Source organism: Bacteroidota bacterium, assembly GCA_016715945.1.
Lineage (GTDB): Bacteria > Bacteroidota > Bacteroidia > Bacteroidales > F082 > JALNZU01.
This window is the reverse complement of the sequence record JADJXJ010000001.1, coordinates 1,042,795-1,057,550: the sequence shown is the minus strand read 5'-3', so window position 1 is coordinate 1,057,550 and position 14,756 is coordinate 1,042,795. Positions and strand designations below refer to the sequence as shown.

Annotated in this window: 11 protein-coding genes; 6 read left to right on the top strand and 5 right to left on the bottom strand. The window is 46.3% G+C overall.

Annotated elements, in window-relative coordinates; translation table 11 throughout:
• Window positions 1-62: 62 nt before the first annotated feature.
• Window positions 63-2,777, bottom strand: a complete 2,715-nt coding sequence (locus tag IPM52_03920; GenBank protein ID MBK9290762.1) for a DNA gyrase/topoisomerase IV subunit A — start codon at window positions 2,775-2,777, stop codon at window positions 63-65.
• 205 nt (window positions 2,778-2,982) lie between these two features.
• Between IPM52_03920 and IPM52_03915 the strand changes: the two genes are divergently transcribed.
• Window positions 2,983-5,019 carry a BatA domain-containing protein gene (locus IPM52_03915; GenBank protein MBK9290761.1) on the top strand — a complete coding sequence of 679 codons (2,037 nt, stop codon included), beginning with the start codon at window positions 2,983-2,985 and terminating at the stop codon, window positions 5,017-5,019.
• A 29-nt stretch (window positions 5,020-5,048) separates the two neighbouring features.
• Here IPM52_03915 and IPM52_03910 read toward each other — a convergent pair whose 3' ends face one another.
• On the bottom strand, window positions 5,049-6,107 hold the full coding sequence (locus tag IPM52_03910; GenBank protein MBK9290760.1) for a S9 family peptidase: 1,059 nt from the start codon (window positions 6,105-6,107) through the stop codon (window positions 5,049-5,051).
• A 766-nt stretch (window positions 6,108-6,873) separates the two neighbouring features.
• Here IPM52_03910 and IPM52_03905 point away from each other — a divergent pair.
• The 5 genes from IPM52_03905 to IPM52_03885 all read left to right on the top strand — a co-directional run bounded on the left by IPM52_03905 (window position 6,874) and on the right by IPM52_03885 (window position 12,377).
• Window positions 6,874-8,097 carry a site-specific integrase gene (locus IPM52_03905; protein MBK9290759.1) on the top strand — a complete coding sequence of 408 codons (1,224 nt, stop codon included), beginning with the start codon at window positions 6,874-6,876 and terminating at the stop codon, window positions 8,095-8,097.
• 77 nt (window positions 8,098-8,174) lie between these two features.
• Window positions 8,175-8,843, top strand: a complete 669-nt coding sequence (locus IPM52_03900; protein ID MBK9290758.1) for a hypothetical protein — start codon at window positions 8,175-8,177, stop codon at window positions 8,841-8,843.
• Window positions 8,818-10,353: an SAM-dependent DNA methyltransferase gene (locus IPM52_03895; GenBank protein MBK9290757.1), complete on the top strand. Its 1,536-nt coding sequence runs from the start codon at window positions 8,818-8,820 to the stop codon at window positions 10,351-10,353. The genes IPM52_03900 and IPM52_03895 overlap by 26 nt, the downstream gene beginning before the upstream one ends.
• 198 nt (window positions 10,354-10,551) lie before the next feature.
• Window positions 10,552-11,868: an AAA family ATPase gene (locus IPM52_03890; protein ID MBK9290756.1), complete on the top strand. Its 1,317-nt coding sequence runs from the start codon at window positions 10,552-10,554 to the stop codon at window positions 11,866-11,868.
• An 8-nt stretch (window positions 11,869-11,876) separates the two neighbouring features.
• On the top strand, window positions 11,877-12,377 hold the full coding sequence (locus tag IPM52_03885) for a hypothetical protein (GenBank protein MBK9290755.1): 501 nt from the start codon (window positions 11,877-11,879) through the stop codon (window positions 12,375-12,377).
• A gap of 111 nt (window positions 12,378-12,488) precedes the next feature.
• Here IPM52_03885 and IPM52_03880 read toward each other — a convergent pair whose 3' ends face one another.
• From IPM52_03880 to IPM52_03870, 3 genes are all read right to left on the bottom strand, one after another.
• Complete coding sequence (locus tag IPM52_03880; protein MBK9290754.1) at window positions 12,489-13,082, bottom strand: transposase; 594 nt, start codon at window positions 13,080-13,082, stop codon at window positions 12,489-12,491.
• Between the two features lie 127 nt (window positions 13,083-13,209).
• The gene (locus IPM52_03875; GenBank protein ID MBK9290753.1) at window positions 13,210-13,347 is read right to left on the bottom strand and encodes a transposase domain-containing protein; all 138 of its coding nucleotides are present in this window, start codon (window positions 13,345-13,347) and stop codon (window positions 13,210-13,212) included.
• Between the two features lie 19 nt (window positions 13,348-13,366).
• Window positions 13,367-14,653, bottom strand: a complete 1,287-nt coding sequence (locus tag IPM52_03870; GenBank protein ID MBK9290752.1) for an IS66 family transposase — start codon at window positions 14,651-14,653, stop codon at window positions 13,367-13,369.
• Between the last annotated feature and the right edge of the window lie 103 nt (window positions 14,654-14,756).

Sequence of the window (14,756 nt, the reverse complement as noted above, 5' to 3'; positions counted from 1 at the left end):
ACGCCGTTACGTATAGCCCTGAATTTCCATCAGATACCTACATTTCTACAGCACTTTGTCCCCTAAAACTCCAGCGTCATTTGTATGCCGGGTGTGGCAGGTCCGCGTGAATTATTGCCATGTTCGTCCTGGTTGTTTATAAGGCCTTCGTCGTCTGCCGGATTGTTTGGGTCGCCTGTCGCAGCGGTTCCGCTTTCTGTTTCGGAGGTTTCCTCAGCTTCTTCCATGGCCGGAGGTTCGAGGGGTTCAAGCTCGGTGATGGTGTCTATGGTGTTGTTGCTCAGGCGTTTGCCTTTGGCCTTATAACTCTTGATACCAATAAATTCGGCCACGTTGATGGTCTCGTCCTCGGGCTGCCTGCCTTTTTCGTTGGGTTTGAAGCTGAGCGAGAGCATGGGCAGGGCACCGAACATGATGCTGATAAATTTGCTTTCGGGATGTTCGCCAATGAAGCTGATGCGCTTGTTCGAGGGTGTCTCTTCTTCAATCTGGAAACGTTTCAGGTAGTGCAGGCCGGTCTCCCCTTCGATATATATCACTGAGCATACTTCGTCGGGTTCGAACTTGCGCAGGATAATCATGTCGTCGTCAAAATGGGTGGAGAGGTCGAAGGAGGTGAGTTTGAATTCGCCGTTCGACATGATGGCCAGAATGCGGTCGTCGCCCATAAACTGACCCAGCAGCCTGCCGCGGCCTTCGGTATTGAGGCGTTGCACGGTGTCGTCGTACCATATTGGACGTGCGCCCAGGGTGCTCACCCCGTCTTCGCGCTTGTGGATGTTGCGTACGGGGTTTTTGGTCAGCAGGTTGCCGCGCGAGGCCCTGCCTTTGATGGCCAGTTGTGCAAAATCGTATTCAAAGCTTGGCTTTTTCAGTTTTGGCTTTGGCTTGAGCGTCACTTTCACAATTTCGGCTTCGCCATTCGGATTGGCCGAAAAATAATACACCTTCGAGTCGGGATTGCCAGCGGTGAGGTCGTATTCCTTGTCGCGCGTCACGCCCACCACAGCAAAACGTTTCACATACCAGGGGCCTTTCTTACCATCGCGGTAAATCATGTTATATATGGTGCGGTCGTCGTTGCGCTTGAACACGGCCACATGAATAATGCCCTCACCCACAAAGGTTTTGGCGGCCACCTTGGTCACCACAAAGGTGCCATTGTCGCGAAAAACGATGATGTCGTCGATGTCGGAACAGTCGCAAACAAACTCATCCTTACGCAGCGACGTGCCTATGAAACCTTCGGCCCGGTTCACATATAGCTTTTCGTTGTTGGCAGCCACGGCAGCAGCTTCGATGGTATCGAAATTGCGCAGCTCGGTCTTTCGCTCCCGTCCTTTGCCATATTTCTTTTTGAGCTGCTCGTAATACAGAATGGTAAAGTCTGTGAGGTGATCGAGGTGGTTTTGCACCTCGTCCATCTCGGTTTCGAGCGATCTGATGTGCTCGTCGGCTTTAAAAGTGTTGTATTTTGAGATGCGTTTGATTTTGATTTCGGTCAGGGCAATGATGTCGTCACGGGTCACTTCGCGGCGGAGCAGGGGTTTGAAAGGCCCGAGTTCGCGGTCGATGGTGTCGAGTACTTCTTCCCAGCTTTCGCACTCTTCAATCTTGTTGTAGATACGGTTTTCGATGAAGATTTTTTCCAGCGAGGCGTGGTGCCATTCTTCCCTGAGTTCGTCCAGCCTGATGCTCAGCTCCAGCCCCAGCAGCGACATGGTTTGGTTGGTGTTGTGCCTGAGGATGTCGCTCACACCCAGAAAGGCAGGCTTGCCGTCGAGGATCACGCAGGTGTTGGGCGAAACCGACACTTCGCATTGGGTGAAGGCGTAGAGGGCATCAATAGTCTGGTCGGGCGAGACGCCTGGTGCCAGATGGACCAGAATTTCCACATTCTCGGCCGTGTTGTCGTCAATCTTGCGGATTTTTATTTTGCCCTTGTCGTTGGCCGCAATAATGCTGTCGATCAGTGAGGTAGTGGTCGTTGAAAAAGGTATCTCGCTGATTACAAGCGTTTTCTTGTCGAGTTGGGAGATTCTGGCACGGATGCGTACCTTGCCTCCCCGCATGCCGTCGTTATACCTGGACACATCGGCCAGTCCACCAGTCGGAAAATCGGGATAGAGCACAAAGTCTTCCCCTTTGAGCACTGCAATGGAAGCATCGATGAGTTCGATGAAGTTGTGGGGCATGATTTTGGACGCCAGGCCTACGGCTATGCCTTCGACGCCCATGGCCAGGAGGAGGGGGAATTTTACCGGAAGGGTAATGGGTTCTTTATTGCGGCCGTCGTAAGAAAGCTTCCATTTGGTAGTTTTCGGGTTGAAAACCACTTCGTTGGCAAATTTCGACAGCCTTGCTTCAATGTATCGTGGTGCCGCAGCACTATCGCCGGTGAGGATGTTGCCCCAGTTGCCCTGGGTTTCGATAAGCAGCTCTTTTTGCCCCAGTTGCACAAGTGCGTCGCCAATCGAGGCATCGCCGTGGGGGTGATATTGCATGGTGTGCCCGATGATATTGGCCACTTTGTTGAAACGGCCGTCATCGAGCTGTTTCATGGCATGCAGCAGTCGGCGTTGCACGGGTTTCAGTCCGTCGTTGATTTCCGGCACTGCGCGTTCAAGGATCACATAGGATGCATAGTCGAGAAACCAGTTCTGAAACATACCTGCCAGCCTGGTCACCGAATGGGTTTCGGTGGGGGAGGGGGCAGAGGTTTCATGCTGTTTTTCGCCGGCATCGTGGGTAAAATCGGCTGCAGAATCGAGTGTCATAGGGTTTGGCAAGCAATTAAATACGCGAAATGCAAAGGTAGATTTTTCCGGTCATTGATGCACAGCCCGCTGCAGCTGCCTTGTTTCCCGTTTTTGCCGATAAAACATGTCTTTGCCAGGATGACAGGCATTCCGGCAAGCGCGCTTGGTGAAACTTCTTCCTGTACAGCCTGTTTTCGCTACTTTTGCAATCCACTTGTCCGACATGCATTTTGTACATCCGCAACTGCTATGGTGGCTCTTTGCCCTGCTCATTCCGATTGTGGTGCATCTGTTCAACTTCAGGCGCCATCGTACCCTGTTTTTCAGCGACGTCAGGCTGCTTCGCAACCTGCAGCAGCAAACCAACAAACAACGCAGACTGAAGCATCTGCTTATCCTGCTTGCGCGCATGCTGGCCATTGCTTCGCTTGTTCTGGCTTTTGCGCGGCCTTATTTCAAGCCTGAAGGCGCGGCCGGAGAAGGTATGAAGCATGTTGGGGTTTATCTGGATAATTCGCTTAGCATGCAGCTCAGGGGCGAGCGCATGAGCCTGCTCGATGAGCTCCGCCAGCATGCACTGAGTTTGCCCACGGCTTTCCGGTTGGACGACAGGTTCAGGCTGTTGACCAATGACTTTCTGCCCCGGCATCAGCAGTTTATGTCGGCCGACGAGTTCAGGCAGGAAGTTGTTCAGGTGCGCCCAAGTGCGGCTGGGGTAAACCTTGGCCAGGTACTGCAGCGTTTTCGCAACGATATTCTTCAAAAGGATGTTGATGAACGCTTTTTGTATTTGTTGAGCGATTTTCAACGCAGTGGCCTTAACTTTGAGCAAATAACGCCCGATAGCAACCTTCGTATCTTCCTCGTACCGGCAAAGCCCGTGCGCTCCGACAACATCAGTGTGGACAGTTGCTGGGTCGAAAATCCGGTGCTGCTGCCGGGTCAGCCGGTGAATTTCTACATCAGCCTGACCAACTGGGGCAACGACAAGGTGGAGGCCCTGCCTGTGACCCTCTCGGTTAATAATCAGCAGAAGGCAGCAGGCACCGTGGATATACCGGCAGGTGGGAGCACCCAAACCATCCTGCAATACCTCCCGGACAAGGCCGGCAAATACGAAGCAGTGATATCGGTGGTTGACGATCCCGTGGTGTTCGACGATGAGCTGTTTTTGAGTTTTGAAGTCCGGGATGCCATTCCCGTGCTGGAGATCTTCGAAAATCAGCCAAATACCTATCTCTCACTGCTTTTTGCCGACGATCCGCAGGTGGACTATCAGGTTGCCCAGCGGCTCAGGCTGGACGTGCAGATGTTGGATGCCTATGAGACCATCATCGTGAGCGGGCTCAGCGAAGTCAATACTGGGCTGGCAGGCATGCTTGATGCTTTTGTGCGTAACGGAGGTAACCTGATTCTTTTTCCGTCAGCGCAGTCGAATGCTGCCATTGCTGCACTGGCGCAGCAGTTTGGAATCAACTACGCTCAACGGCCCGATACCACCCGCACAAGGGTGAGCCTTTTGCAAACCGAGCATCCGCTGCTCAAAGGCGCCTTCGATAAGGTGCCCGAAAACGCCGAGCTGCCTTCGCTGAAAAAATGGTATGCCCTGAGTGGGATGGGCACACAGGTGGTGCAGGCGCCAGTGCTCATGCTCAATAGCATGCCGATGCTTGTCAGCAGCCAGGCCGGCGAAGGTCTGGTGTATGCCCATGCAGCGCCGCTCGATCCGGCATGGACCAATCTGATGAATAACAACCTGTTTGTGGCGCTGATGTACCGCTCACTCCTCCTCAGCAACCGGAATGCGGGCTTGTACCAGCTCATCGACGGAATGGTGCGCATCCCGCTTGCTTCCACCTTCAGCGAGCGTGTGCCCCCCGAGCTGCGATCGGCCGACGGGCAGGTCAGGTTGCTCCCCGAGCTCTCAAGTGAGGGCCGCCGCGATGTGGCTTTGGTATATCCCGACTTGCTTCGTCCCGGATTTTATGGCCTTCATGCCGGCGATAGCCTCATTACCAGACTGGCAGTCAACGAAACGCGCAAAGAGTCGGTCATGGATTTTGTGCCGGCCGGCGAAGTAAAAAAGATGCTGCAGGAGCTTGGTTTCAAACATGTCGAAGTCATCGAACCCGACGCCCGGGGGCTGGGTGAGGCGATGAGCAGCCTGATGACCGGCCGACCCGTTCATCAGCTTTTTATCTGGCTGACACTTTTGTTCCTGCTCGCCGAAGTGCTCATTATCAGGTTCTTCCGAAAGTAAACCGGATTTATGCTTCTGTTTGCGGGAAATCACATGCCTTTGTAGGCAGCGCGTTTGAGCTGATCAATGTTTTCGATGGGTTTTTCCGGTTTCAGGTATCTGGCCAGGTGTTTGTATATCTTCACACGGGCATTCCAGGCGTAGGGGGTGTCCATGCGGTCAAAGCTGTGGCCGCCGGGCGCATCCTGGTAAATTTCGTAATCAAATTTTTTGCCTTCTGCTTTTAAAGCCTTGATAAGGTGTTCTACCTCAATCACATACACATCATCGTCGTTGGTCGTGGTATGGATCAGCAGGGGAGTCTTCAATTTGTGTGCCTGCCAGGCCGGGGAGCGGCGGCGATATTCCGCCATATTGTCGCGTGGGGTGGCGCCAATGTGGTGCTTCCCGTCGAACAAACGCCGGTAATCGTCGGTGGCATAGCCCATGCGCGCAATCAGGTCGCTCACGGGCACACCGGCATAGGCCACCTGATAGGCCTCGGGGTGGTCAAAAATGTTCATCAGGGCAATCATTCCTCCATGGCTCCAGCCTATGATACCTACCCTCCGGCCATCCACAAAGGGGTAGTTTTCCACCAGATGATTGCGCGCAGCCAGCACATCGTCGTTTTCAAGGCCACCATAGTCAATCTGTTTGTAAAACGATTCGCCATAGCCGGTGCTTCCACGGTATTCGGGAGCCGTCACCACATAACCTTGCGCAATCAGCTCGCGCACAATGTGCGCATAGTAGGTGGTAAAATCGGCATGCACCCCGCCATGCGGAAGCACTATCAGCGGATATTTCCGCCCTTGAACCATATTGCGGGGCGTAAAGATGTAGGTCCAGAATTTCACTGGATTGCCCGCCCCGGTTTTGTCGGGATTGGCAATTTTTGCCGGTGGGGGACCGTAGATGTACACCTTGTCTATATCAGCCACATCGCCCACTTTCTGATACCACAACAAGTCGTCAATGCTTTTGTCAATGGCATCGAGCCGGTGCCTGAGCTGGTTGAATTTTTCTGAAAAATCTTCTGTCTGCTGGCCGGCCAATGGTTGCAACACGGCCAAAAACAAAGTGAAAAAGAACCACCTGATTTTCATAGCAATGAAATTGTTTTCCTCAAAATTAAGATTTACCTGCCAACGACAATATGCCTCCCGGCAAAAGGCGGGTTGAGTAAGACTGAGGTCAAAACCGGACTGTAGCTTGACCTTATGCACCCTGATGGCACAGTGCTACTTGTCTGTAGTTCAGAAGTTTGGCCCCTCAAATAAATCGTTGTCATCAATAAGCCCACTCAAAAGCTTCATCTCAGTTTGACCAATTATATAAGATGTTGGTTTGATTCATGCACAATGATTTACACTAAAACACCAGATTCAACAGCGCCACCCCTCGGCCATCCGTGTTTTGTGTCACCAACCATCCTGAAAAACCTCGTAAGTATTCCAGCTGACATTGCTGGCCCCAAAGCAGCACACTCCACCTGCTGACCTATACCGGCTGAGCCGAACATCTAACGCTTCCCCAATCGCCTTATGCCGGCAACAAAGCGTCCCAACACATCCCAAAACCCCTAAAAACCGGCCTTTGAATTGCTGTGCTTCAAGGCGAAAATCGATTTGGGATATCTATGTAATTATTTATCAATATGTTAAGACATTCTGATTTTTTTTGTTAAACCTATTGATTTAAACGAATTTTTATATAATTTTAACACTTGCCGACCAACCAGTTTAGCGGCACGAAACCGAAGCGAATTTGTTGGGCAGCAAACAGGTGGCACCGGCACGGTCAATGCCTGAAGTGAATATGATCCAGTTCATCTAATGGAAGGTCAGGCCGAAGAAACCAAAACCGAGTGCAATGGCAGAAACGAGTGCAACAGCCAGCCAAATCCAAAAGGTGGTTCTGAGCCGCACGCAGCACCGTGGCGCAGAGGTGGTTTGCTTGCAGTTCGACAAGGATGAGGAGCTTATCCGGCGGGTGAAGACCTTGTCGGGCATTGCATGGAGCCAAAGCAGGAATTTCTGGTACCAGGATGCAGCGCAGTTCAGGCTCAACGATGCTTTCAATGCTTTCCGCGGATTGGCCTGGGTGGATTATTCAGCGCTGCGGGCCGAGGCTGTTGCACCGGCGCCTGATGCGAATGCCGTAAAACCCCGGTTGCCCGATTTAAATCCGGACAAGGCCATCCATCTCCAAACCTTCGAACACTGGCTGCTTCACAAGCGATACAGCGCATCCACTATTGGCACATATACAGGGGCCTTGCAGAGTTTTCTGCGTTGGCTGGGTCACCGGCCGGTTGATTCGGTAACTAAAAACGAGGTAGTAGCTTATGTTAACGAACACATCTTGGCAAATGGCCTGAGCTATTCGTATCAGAATCAGGTGATCAACGCGCTTAAGCTTTTCTATGGCCAGGTGATGCACACCAAACTTGATGTAGGCGAGCTGGAGCGACCTAGGCGCCAGCATAAGCTGCCCAATGTGCTGAGCAAAAAAGAAGTAAAGGCTATTTTGGAAGCGCCGACCAATGTAAAGCACCGCACCATGCTTAGCCTGATCTATGCCTGCGGACTCAGGCGCAGCGAGCTGCTGAACCTGAAGCCGGCTGATGTGGACGCTGCGCGGCACCTGCTGATCATCCGAAACGCAAAAGGCAAAAAAGACAGGGTAGTGCCCATTTCGGATAAGACAATTAGCATGCTGAGGGAGTATTACTCAAAATACAAACCAAAGGTTTGGTTGTTTGAGGGACAGGCTGAAGGAGAACAGTACAGCGAAAAGAGCCTTCAGAGTGTGTTGAAACAAGCTATAACGAAAGCGGAAATTGATAAGCCTGTCACGCTTCACTGGTTAAGGCACAGCTACGCAACCCACTTACTGGAGTCAGGCACCGACCTCAGGTATATCCAGGAATTGCTTGGGCATAAAAGCAGTAAAACAACGGAAATTTACACCCACGTTACCGAAAAAAGTTTAACTAAAATCAAGTCACCCTTTGATGAATTATTAAAACAACGACCAAGAATGAATGAAATAAAACCTGACATTTGTCAGACCTATACACCCATTTTGCAGTGAATAAGGATGATTTTGGCAGACCTATAAACGAGTTATAGGGCATTTTAAAAAGACACATTAACGAACAGAAACAGGATATGGATTACAAAAGAATCTCGGAAAAAATTGAACTTCAGATTGAAACACTTTTTGAAGAACTCAGGTCAGGAATTTCAGCAAGGGAAGACAGCCGAGCATTTGGTGCAATGATTGAAAAAAGAATAACGGAAAATTGGGGTAATATCTGTTCCAACTTGGGTTATCAAGCCATTGATATTCCAGGTAGAAGGACAATATTTGACTTCGCTTGCAACATAGAAAATAAACTATTCGGCTTTGATGTAAAAACCAAAGACCTTGATTCAACTAGGTATTCTGATGGTGGGGTATGTGCAGTTGGAAATCTACTCAAGTTTCTAGCTAATGACAAGGGGGTCTTTATGATTGTTGAATTTGGACACGACAAATCAACAACAAAAAACAGCAGTAGGGACATTGAATATATTCGGGTTGCCCCTTTTCATTGCCTTCCAGAAAATACTTATCGAATTGAGAACTTGGGGACAGGTCAAGTAAGACTAAACTATACAATTAATCAAGTTTGGGATGAAATTGATTGGAATAGGTCTTACAACAATTTCTTCGATATTTTTTGTGACCTTGCGATAACTCATTACAAGCGAGTAAAAGCAGATTCAGAAAAACGAATTAAATCAATAGAACAGTTTAAAAATGGCGGATATCAAAACTTTCGATTTATCAGATAAGGACTTGAAAATTGGAGATATTTTCACTCCTATAAAATGGGGTGAATTTGCCATTGAAAAATTCGACTTATTCTCCAAGTGGATAAAAGGTGCTTCAATCTTTGACCCCACAATGGGAGAAGGAAACCTGCTCGAATCCTTAATTACCTATGGTTTGTCAAAAGGCTTTGCAATTGAAAATATGCCAACCAACAATCTGTTTGGCAATGAATTAAATACTCATTACTTCAATAAAGCAATAAATAAGTTCAAGGTAAAGTATTGTTTAGATATGTCCAAAAACTTCACGAATGAAGATTTACTAAGACTTAAACCTAGAAAATTCGACATCATCTTTGGAAATCCACCTTGGCAAAACTTCGTAGACTTACCAGAAAGCTACAAAGAACAAATTAAAAGTTACTTTTTCAAATATGACCTAGTTGGCAATACCCAAAATCTCTTATTAGGTGGAAGTAGAATTGATATTGCAGCCCTGATAATTCAAATATCAATAAAGGATTTTTTAATTCGGAATGGTGAAGCAGTATTCTTTATGCCGCTTTCATTATTGCTAAATGATGGAGCTAATAGAAATTTCAGAACTTACAGTATCGGAGATGTAAAATACAGCGTGGATACTGTTTTTGATTTCAATGACGAAGATGTGTTTGGCGGTATTGCCACAAGATATGGTCTGAGTCATTTTATTCGAGACAAAAAACCAATATTCCCTATACCCTATTATCGAAATGAAGGCGGAACTTGGAATCATTACATTGCCAAACCAATGTTTCACGAGACCGACCCATTGAGCATAATGTCAAATGATGAAGATGATAATTTTGACAATATAAAACCGGTCCTAATAAAGAAAGAGTCAAGCCCAAGACAAGGAATTAATACTTGCGGAGCTAATGATGTATATTTCTTTGATGACTTGACTGATGTAAATGAAGATTTGGTAAGGGTTTCTAATAAGAGCAGAGACAAAGTCATATTACCTAAGAAATTCATCTTCCCTCTGATCACCTCAAAAGAGTTTAAGGGTGAATTGTCTAATCCTTCAAAATGGGTGCTATTGCCATATAACAAAAACGGTAAACCATTAGAATGGAAACAAATTCAACAGTTTCCAGAACTACGTTTTTACCTTGAATCAAACAAGGATATTTTGCAAGGTAGAAAGGGCGTAATGCTCAATGCAATGATTTCGCGTGGTTACTGGTGGGCTTTGTTAGGAGTTGGTGAATACAATTTCTTTCCATACAAGGTAGTGTGGGAAGCATACGGCAAGACAACTTTTAACCCGAAAATTTTTGAAGGTTTTTGGCAAGCCAATCAATCATTACAAGCATATATTCCAGTTAAGTCATTAGCTGAAGCAGAAAGAATACAAAAGAGCCTATCCGACAAACAAATTGAGAATTATCTACTCTCATTAAAGATGGAAGGGACTATGAATTGGGCACAACCGGGCAAAATCAAAAAAATAATCAAATATGAAGAAGAATCCCCAACTTTATTCTGACAATAAAAACGCCCTATAACAGCCGTTTGCCGCAATGGGGGCTGACGTGGTTAAATCAAGTGCAGTGCTTCTATCAACATTTGTACTTATTTGACAGTGAAGTGCCCTGAAATCCCCCACTGCGGCAAGCGGCAAAACGTTGGCGGTAATTGTAAAACGACAGAAAAACATAAATTTAACGACTAAAACAAAGACAATATGCCAGTAATATATTTTGACAATTTTCGTGGATTCAGTGACACGTTCCTACCTCTAAAGAATATCAATTTTTTTGTAGGAGAGAATAGCACAGGTAAAACCTCGGTTTTGAAACTAATAAAAATTGTTTCAGACCCTCGATTTTGGTTAATGCAAGACTTCAATTCTGAAGAAGCCGAATTAGGCTACTTTAGTGAAATAATGAGTTCAAACTCATCAAAAAGAAAATTTTTCGACATTGGACTTTTAGGGGACAGCAAAGACAAGGAAGTAAATATCAGTGCTATTAAAATGCGATTCGTTGAAAAAGAAGGACAACCTGAACTACGAGAAATTTGCTTGATAGATAAGACTATAAATTTTCAAGCCATAATTGAAGATAATGGTTTTAAATACCGTTACTCTATCATTGACTTGGAAAATATTACAGAATCAAACAAACTAAAATATTTTGGAAAATGGATAAAATCCAATGGGCTTGAAAATAAGACTTACACAAAAGTAAATATCGAAGGTTCGTTTTTTAGACAAGCATTTTTGCTTCAAATTGACACGATTATAGCCAGAGAAATAAGGAAAGATGATAAAAAGAATGAAATTAAAGGATTCAAGATACCATCTTTTTTAAGAGATATAGCTTGGCTTGCTCCAATTAGAACAGAACCAAAAAGGACATATGACAACTACAAAATTAACTTTAATCCTGACGGAACACACGCTCCTTATATTCTCAAGAAATTACTTACATCAAAAAAGAATACAAAGAAGGCAAACAGCGTAGAAGAAATTCTAAAAAAGTTTGGACGTGATAGCGGACTATTTGAAGAGATAAAAATAACGAATCTTGGAAAAAGTGACACTTCTCCTTTTGAGATTCATATTGTAATCAACGGCAATCCACTAAAAATTACAAATGTTGGCTATGGTGTTTCTCAGATTTTACCACTCATTGTTGAAGTAATTGCAAGACCATCAAAATCTTGGTTTGCCATTCAGCAACCAGAGATACACCTGCATCCTAAGGGACAAGCTGCATTCGGTGATTTTATTCTTAAATCCTATTTGAGTGAAGAAAAAAACTTTATTATCGAAACTCATTCTGACTATACGATTGATAGATACAGACTAAAAATGAACAAGAATTTCAAGAGTGAAAGTAAGAACCCAGAAAGTCAAATTGTTTTCTTCAATAGAACTAAAGATGGAAACACTTTAACCTGTATTGATATTAACGAAAATGGCTCTTTACCAGACGACCAGCCTAAAGAATTTAGAGAGTTTTTTATCAAAGAACAGCTTGAACTTTTAAAGGTATAACTATGTGTTTGATAGTAGATACAAATTGTTTAAGTGCTGTTTTTGATAAAGAAGCAGTCAATCACAATGAATTTGAACATGTAATCGAATGGATTTATAACGGTAGGGGAAAAATAGTTTATGGCGGAACCAAATATCTTGGTGAGCTAAATAAATATCTTGCCATATACTTACAATTAAGAAAGGCGGGAAAAGCTATATATGTTGATTGTAATCTAGTTGATGCAGAAGAAATTGTGGTTTCAAATATGATTCAACATAACAATTTTGACGACCAACATTTAGTTGCATTATTGAGAGTGTCGGGATGTAAAATAATTTGCTCATTAGACCAAAGGGCATACCCATATTTTCGTCACAGACTATTTTTCACGCCAGCTGCAAGACGACCAAAAATTTACAGTTCTAGTGGCAACGCTGACCTTTTATGCCCCGAGAACATAGCCGACATTTGTAAACCATGTGACAATACAACTAACGCACAAAAGAAACTACTTGGATTAATATGAGAACAACTACCGCCAACATCAGTAACCGTTGCACAACCTCACAAACTTTCTGTTTTCTCCTCTTAAAATTTTTTGCTTAATAATTTTAGTATTGCAATAAGCCTATACGGTTTATGTAAAACAGAATGCCATCCTGAACCCATTTCTACGTATAGCGATAATAAGGTTAGATAATCGTTGAAAAGCATAAAAATCGATGCCGGCATGTCGTCCCGTGGCTAACTTTACAGCCTTAACTGAAGTTTGGCGATGCTTAGTGATGAACCTGAGGTATTTTTTCAGGTTGTAGCAAGTGGCCGCCAAAAGCACGTGTTTGTTGGCCTGTTTAATTCCTCTGGTATTTACGCGCCTCATGTTTAAGAAGTTGAGCAAAGTGCCTAAGACGGGCTCAACGGTTTTGCTTCTGATGCGGGACATCTTTCTGGCGTAACCGGGATTGCTTTGAAGCTTTTGGTGCATTTTATCAAAGAGTTCCTTGTGGATGCTATCGTCAATCTTTTTAAACCGTGTCCTTTCTCCGCAGCATGCTTTGCGCAGTGGACATTTACCACAATCTTTTTCGCTGCTTCGGTAGGTGTTTTTGCGGTAGCCTTTGCTGTCGGTTTTTTCACCTTTATAAGTGAGGGAGGCTTTGTGTCCGCCTTCTTTGACGCATTGGTAGCGGTTTTCTTCTTTGATGAAGACAAAGCCTTCGCGCTGAGCCACATACTGCCCGAAGTTGGGCATCCAGGCATCAATACCGGCACGGTTGAGAAATTCAAGGCTTTCGCCGCTGCTGTAGGCAGCATCGGCCAGAATCTCTGTAACCCTTCGGCCACGAGCGTGTTGCTTGTTATTTTGGATTTTTTATTGGGAGTAGTTTGTACAGTTGGTTGGCCGGGTGGTCTGGAAGTACCTCGAGGGTATGGCTGAGCCAGCCAAAAGGTTCTACTTCATTGAGTTTGCAAGTGGCTAACAAGGAATAAATCATGGCTGCGCGCTTTGCTCCCTCATGCGAGCCTGCAAACAGATAGTTTTTTTCGGCCAAGGGCTACAGGACGTATGGTGTTTTCAATCAGGTTGTTGTCCATTTGATATCGTCCGTCATCGAGGTATCTTATCAGTCTTGGCCAAAGGGTCAACATGTAAGTGATGGCCTGGCCAATGGCGCTTTTGGGCAAGACACAGGCATGTTGCTCACTGAGCCACCGATGCAACTGCTCAAGCACAGGTTGGGCCTGTTGCTGTCTGAGGATTTTTATCTCATCATGGTTCAGGTGATTCTCTTTTGCCATGCGCTCAATCTGGTATAGCTTGCCTATAAGCAACAGGGCAGTTTCAGCCCGTTGGCTGTCGTTATCCAATGCCTTTTCAAAATTGCGTCTGGCATGTGCCATGCAGGCAAGTTGCAAGATATGGCCTTTGAGCCTTAATCCGTTGTATGCTGCATAACCATCGGTTTGAAGCACTCCGCTAAAGTCTTTCAAAAACTTCTCCGGGCCTTCGCGTCCGCGCCCTGCTTGGTAGTCGAATACCACAAGGCGCTCCATCGGATCGTGGTACACCCAGAGGTAACCTTTGTGTGTTGAGCCCGGCTTGTCTTTTGTCAATACTGCAATGGGCGTTTCATCGGCCTGAAGGTAGCCCGAGGATTGAACTTTTGCCACAAGGCTATGGTATAGCGGTTCAAGCAACTGACAGCTGGCGCTGAACCATCCGTTGATGGTTGACTCCGACAACTGAAGCTTCTGACGTTTGAACATTTGTACCTGACGGTAAAATGGCAGGTGATCTGCGTATTTACTCACTATCAGGTGAGCCAACATGCTTGCGCCGGCATTGCCTTTCTCGATAGGCAGGCTCGGAAGCTCGGCTATGGCTATCTGTGTTTGTTCCTGGTTCTGACCAAGCACATACTTGGGGCGCACAATCTGCCTGACATAGATGCTGCCAGGCTCGTATTCAAGTACCTCCGTGATGGCATTACCAATGAAGCGGGCGCCCTCAGGAAGGTTCTGTGGTTCGATGACCTGCTGTTTGCGTGGCAAATGGGCCGGAAGTTCAAGACGAAGCGGTTGTTGCTTGTCTTTTTGCCCGGCTTTTGTACGGGTGTAGTTTATTTGCTGGGTCTGGGGCTCCGGTTTCTGAGGTTCCGGCAGCTCGAAAAGGGTTAGTTGATTGGGATTGGCAGCCACAAACCGTTCGCTCTTTGCACCAAATAGCATACGCTTGAGCTGGGCAAGTTCATGCTTGAGCAGCTTGAGCTCGACCACCATCGCATCATATTCCGATACCATGTCCTTATGCCGTGCAAGCTCTGACGAAGCATATTGAGCTCGGCCAGTAAGGCTTGATGTGCTGCTTTGGAAATAGTGATTGTTTCTGTGCTTGCCATAGGGC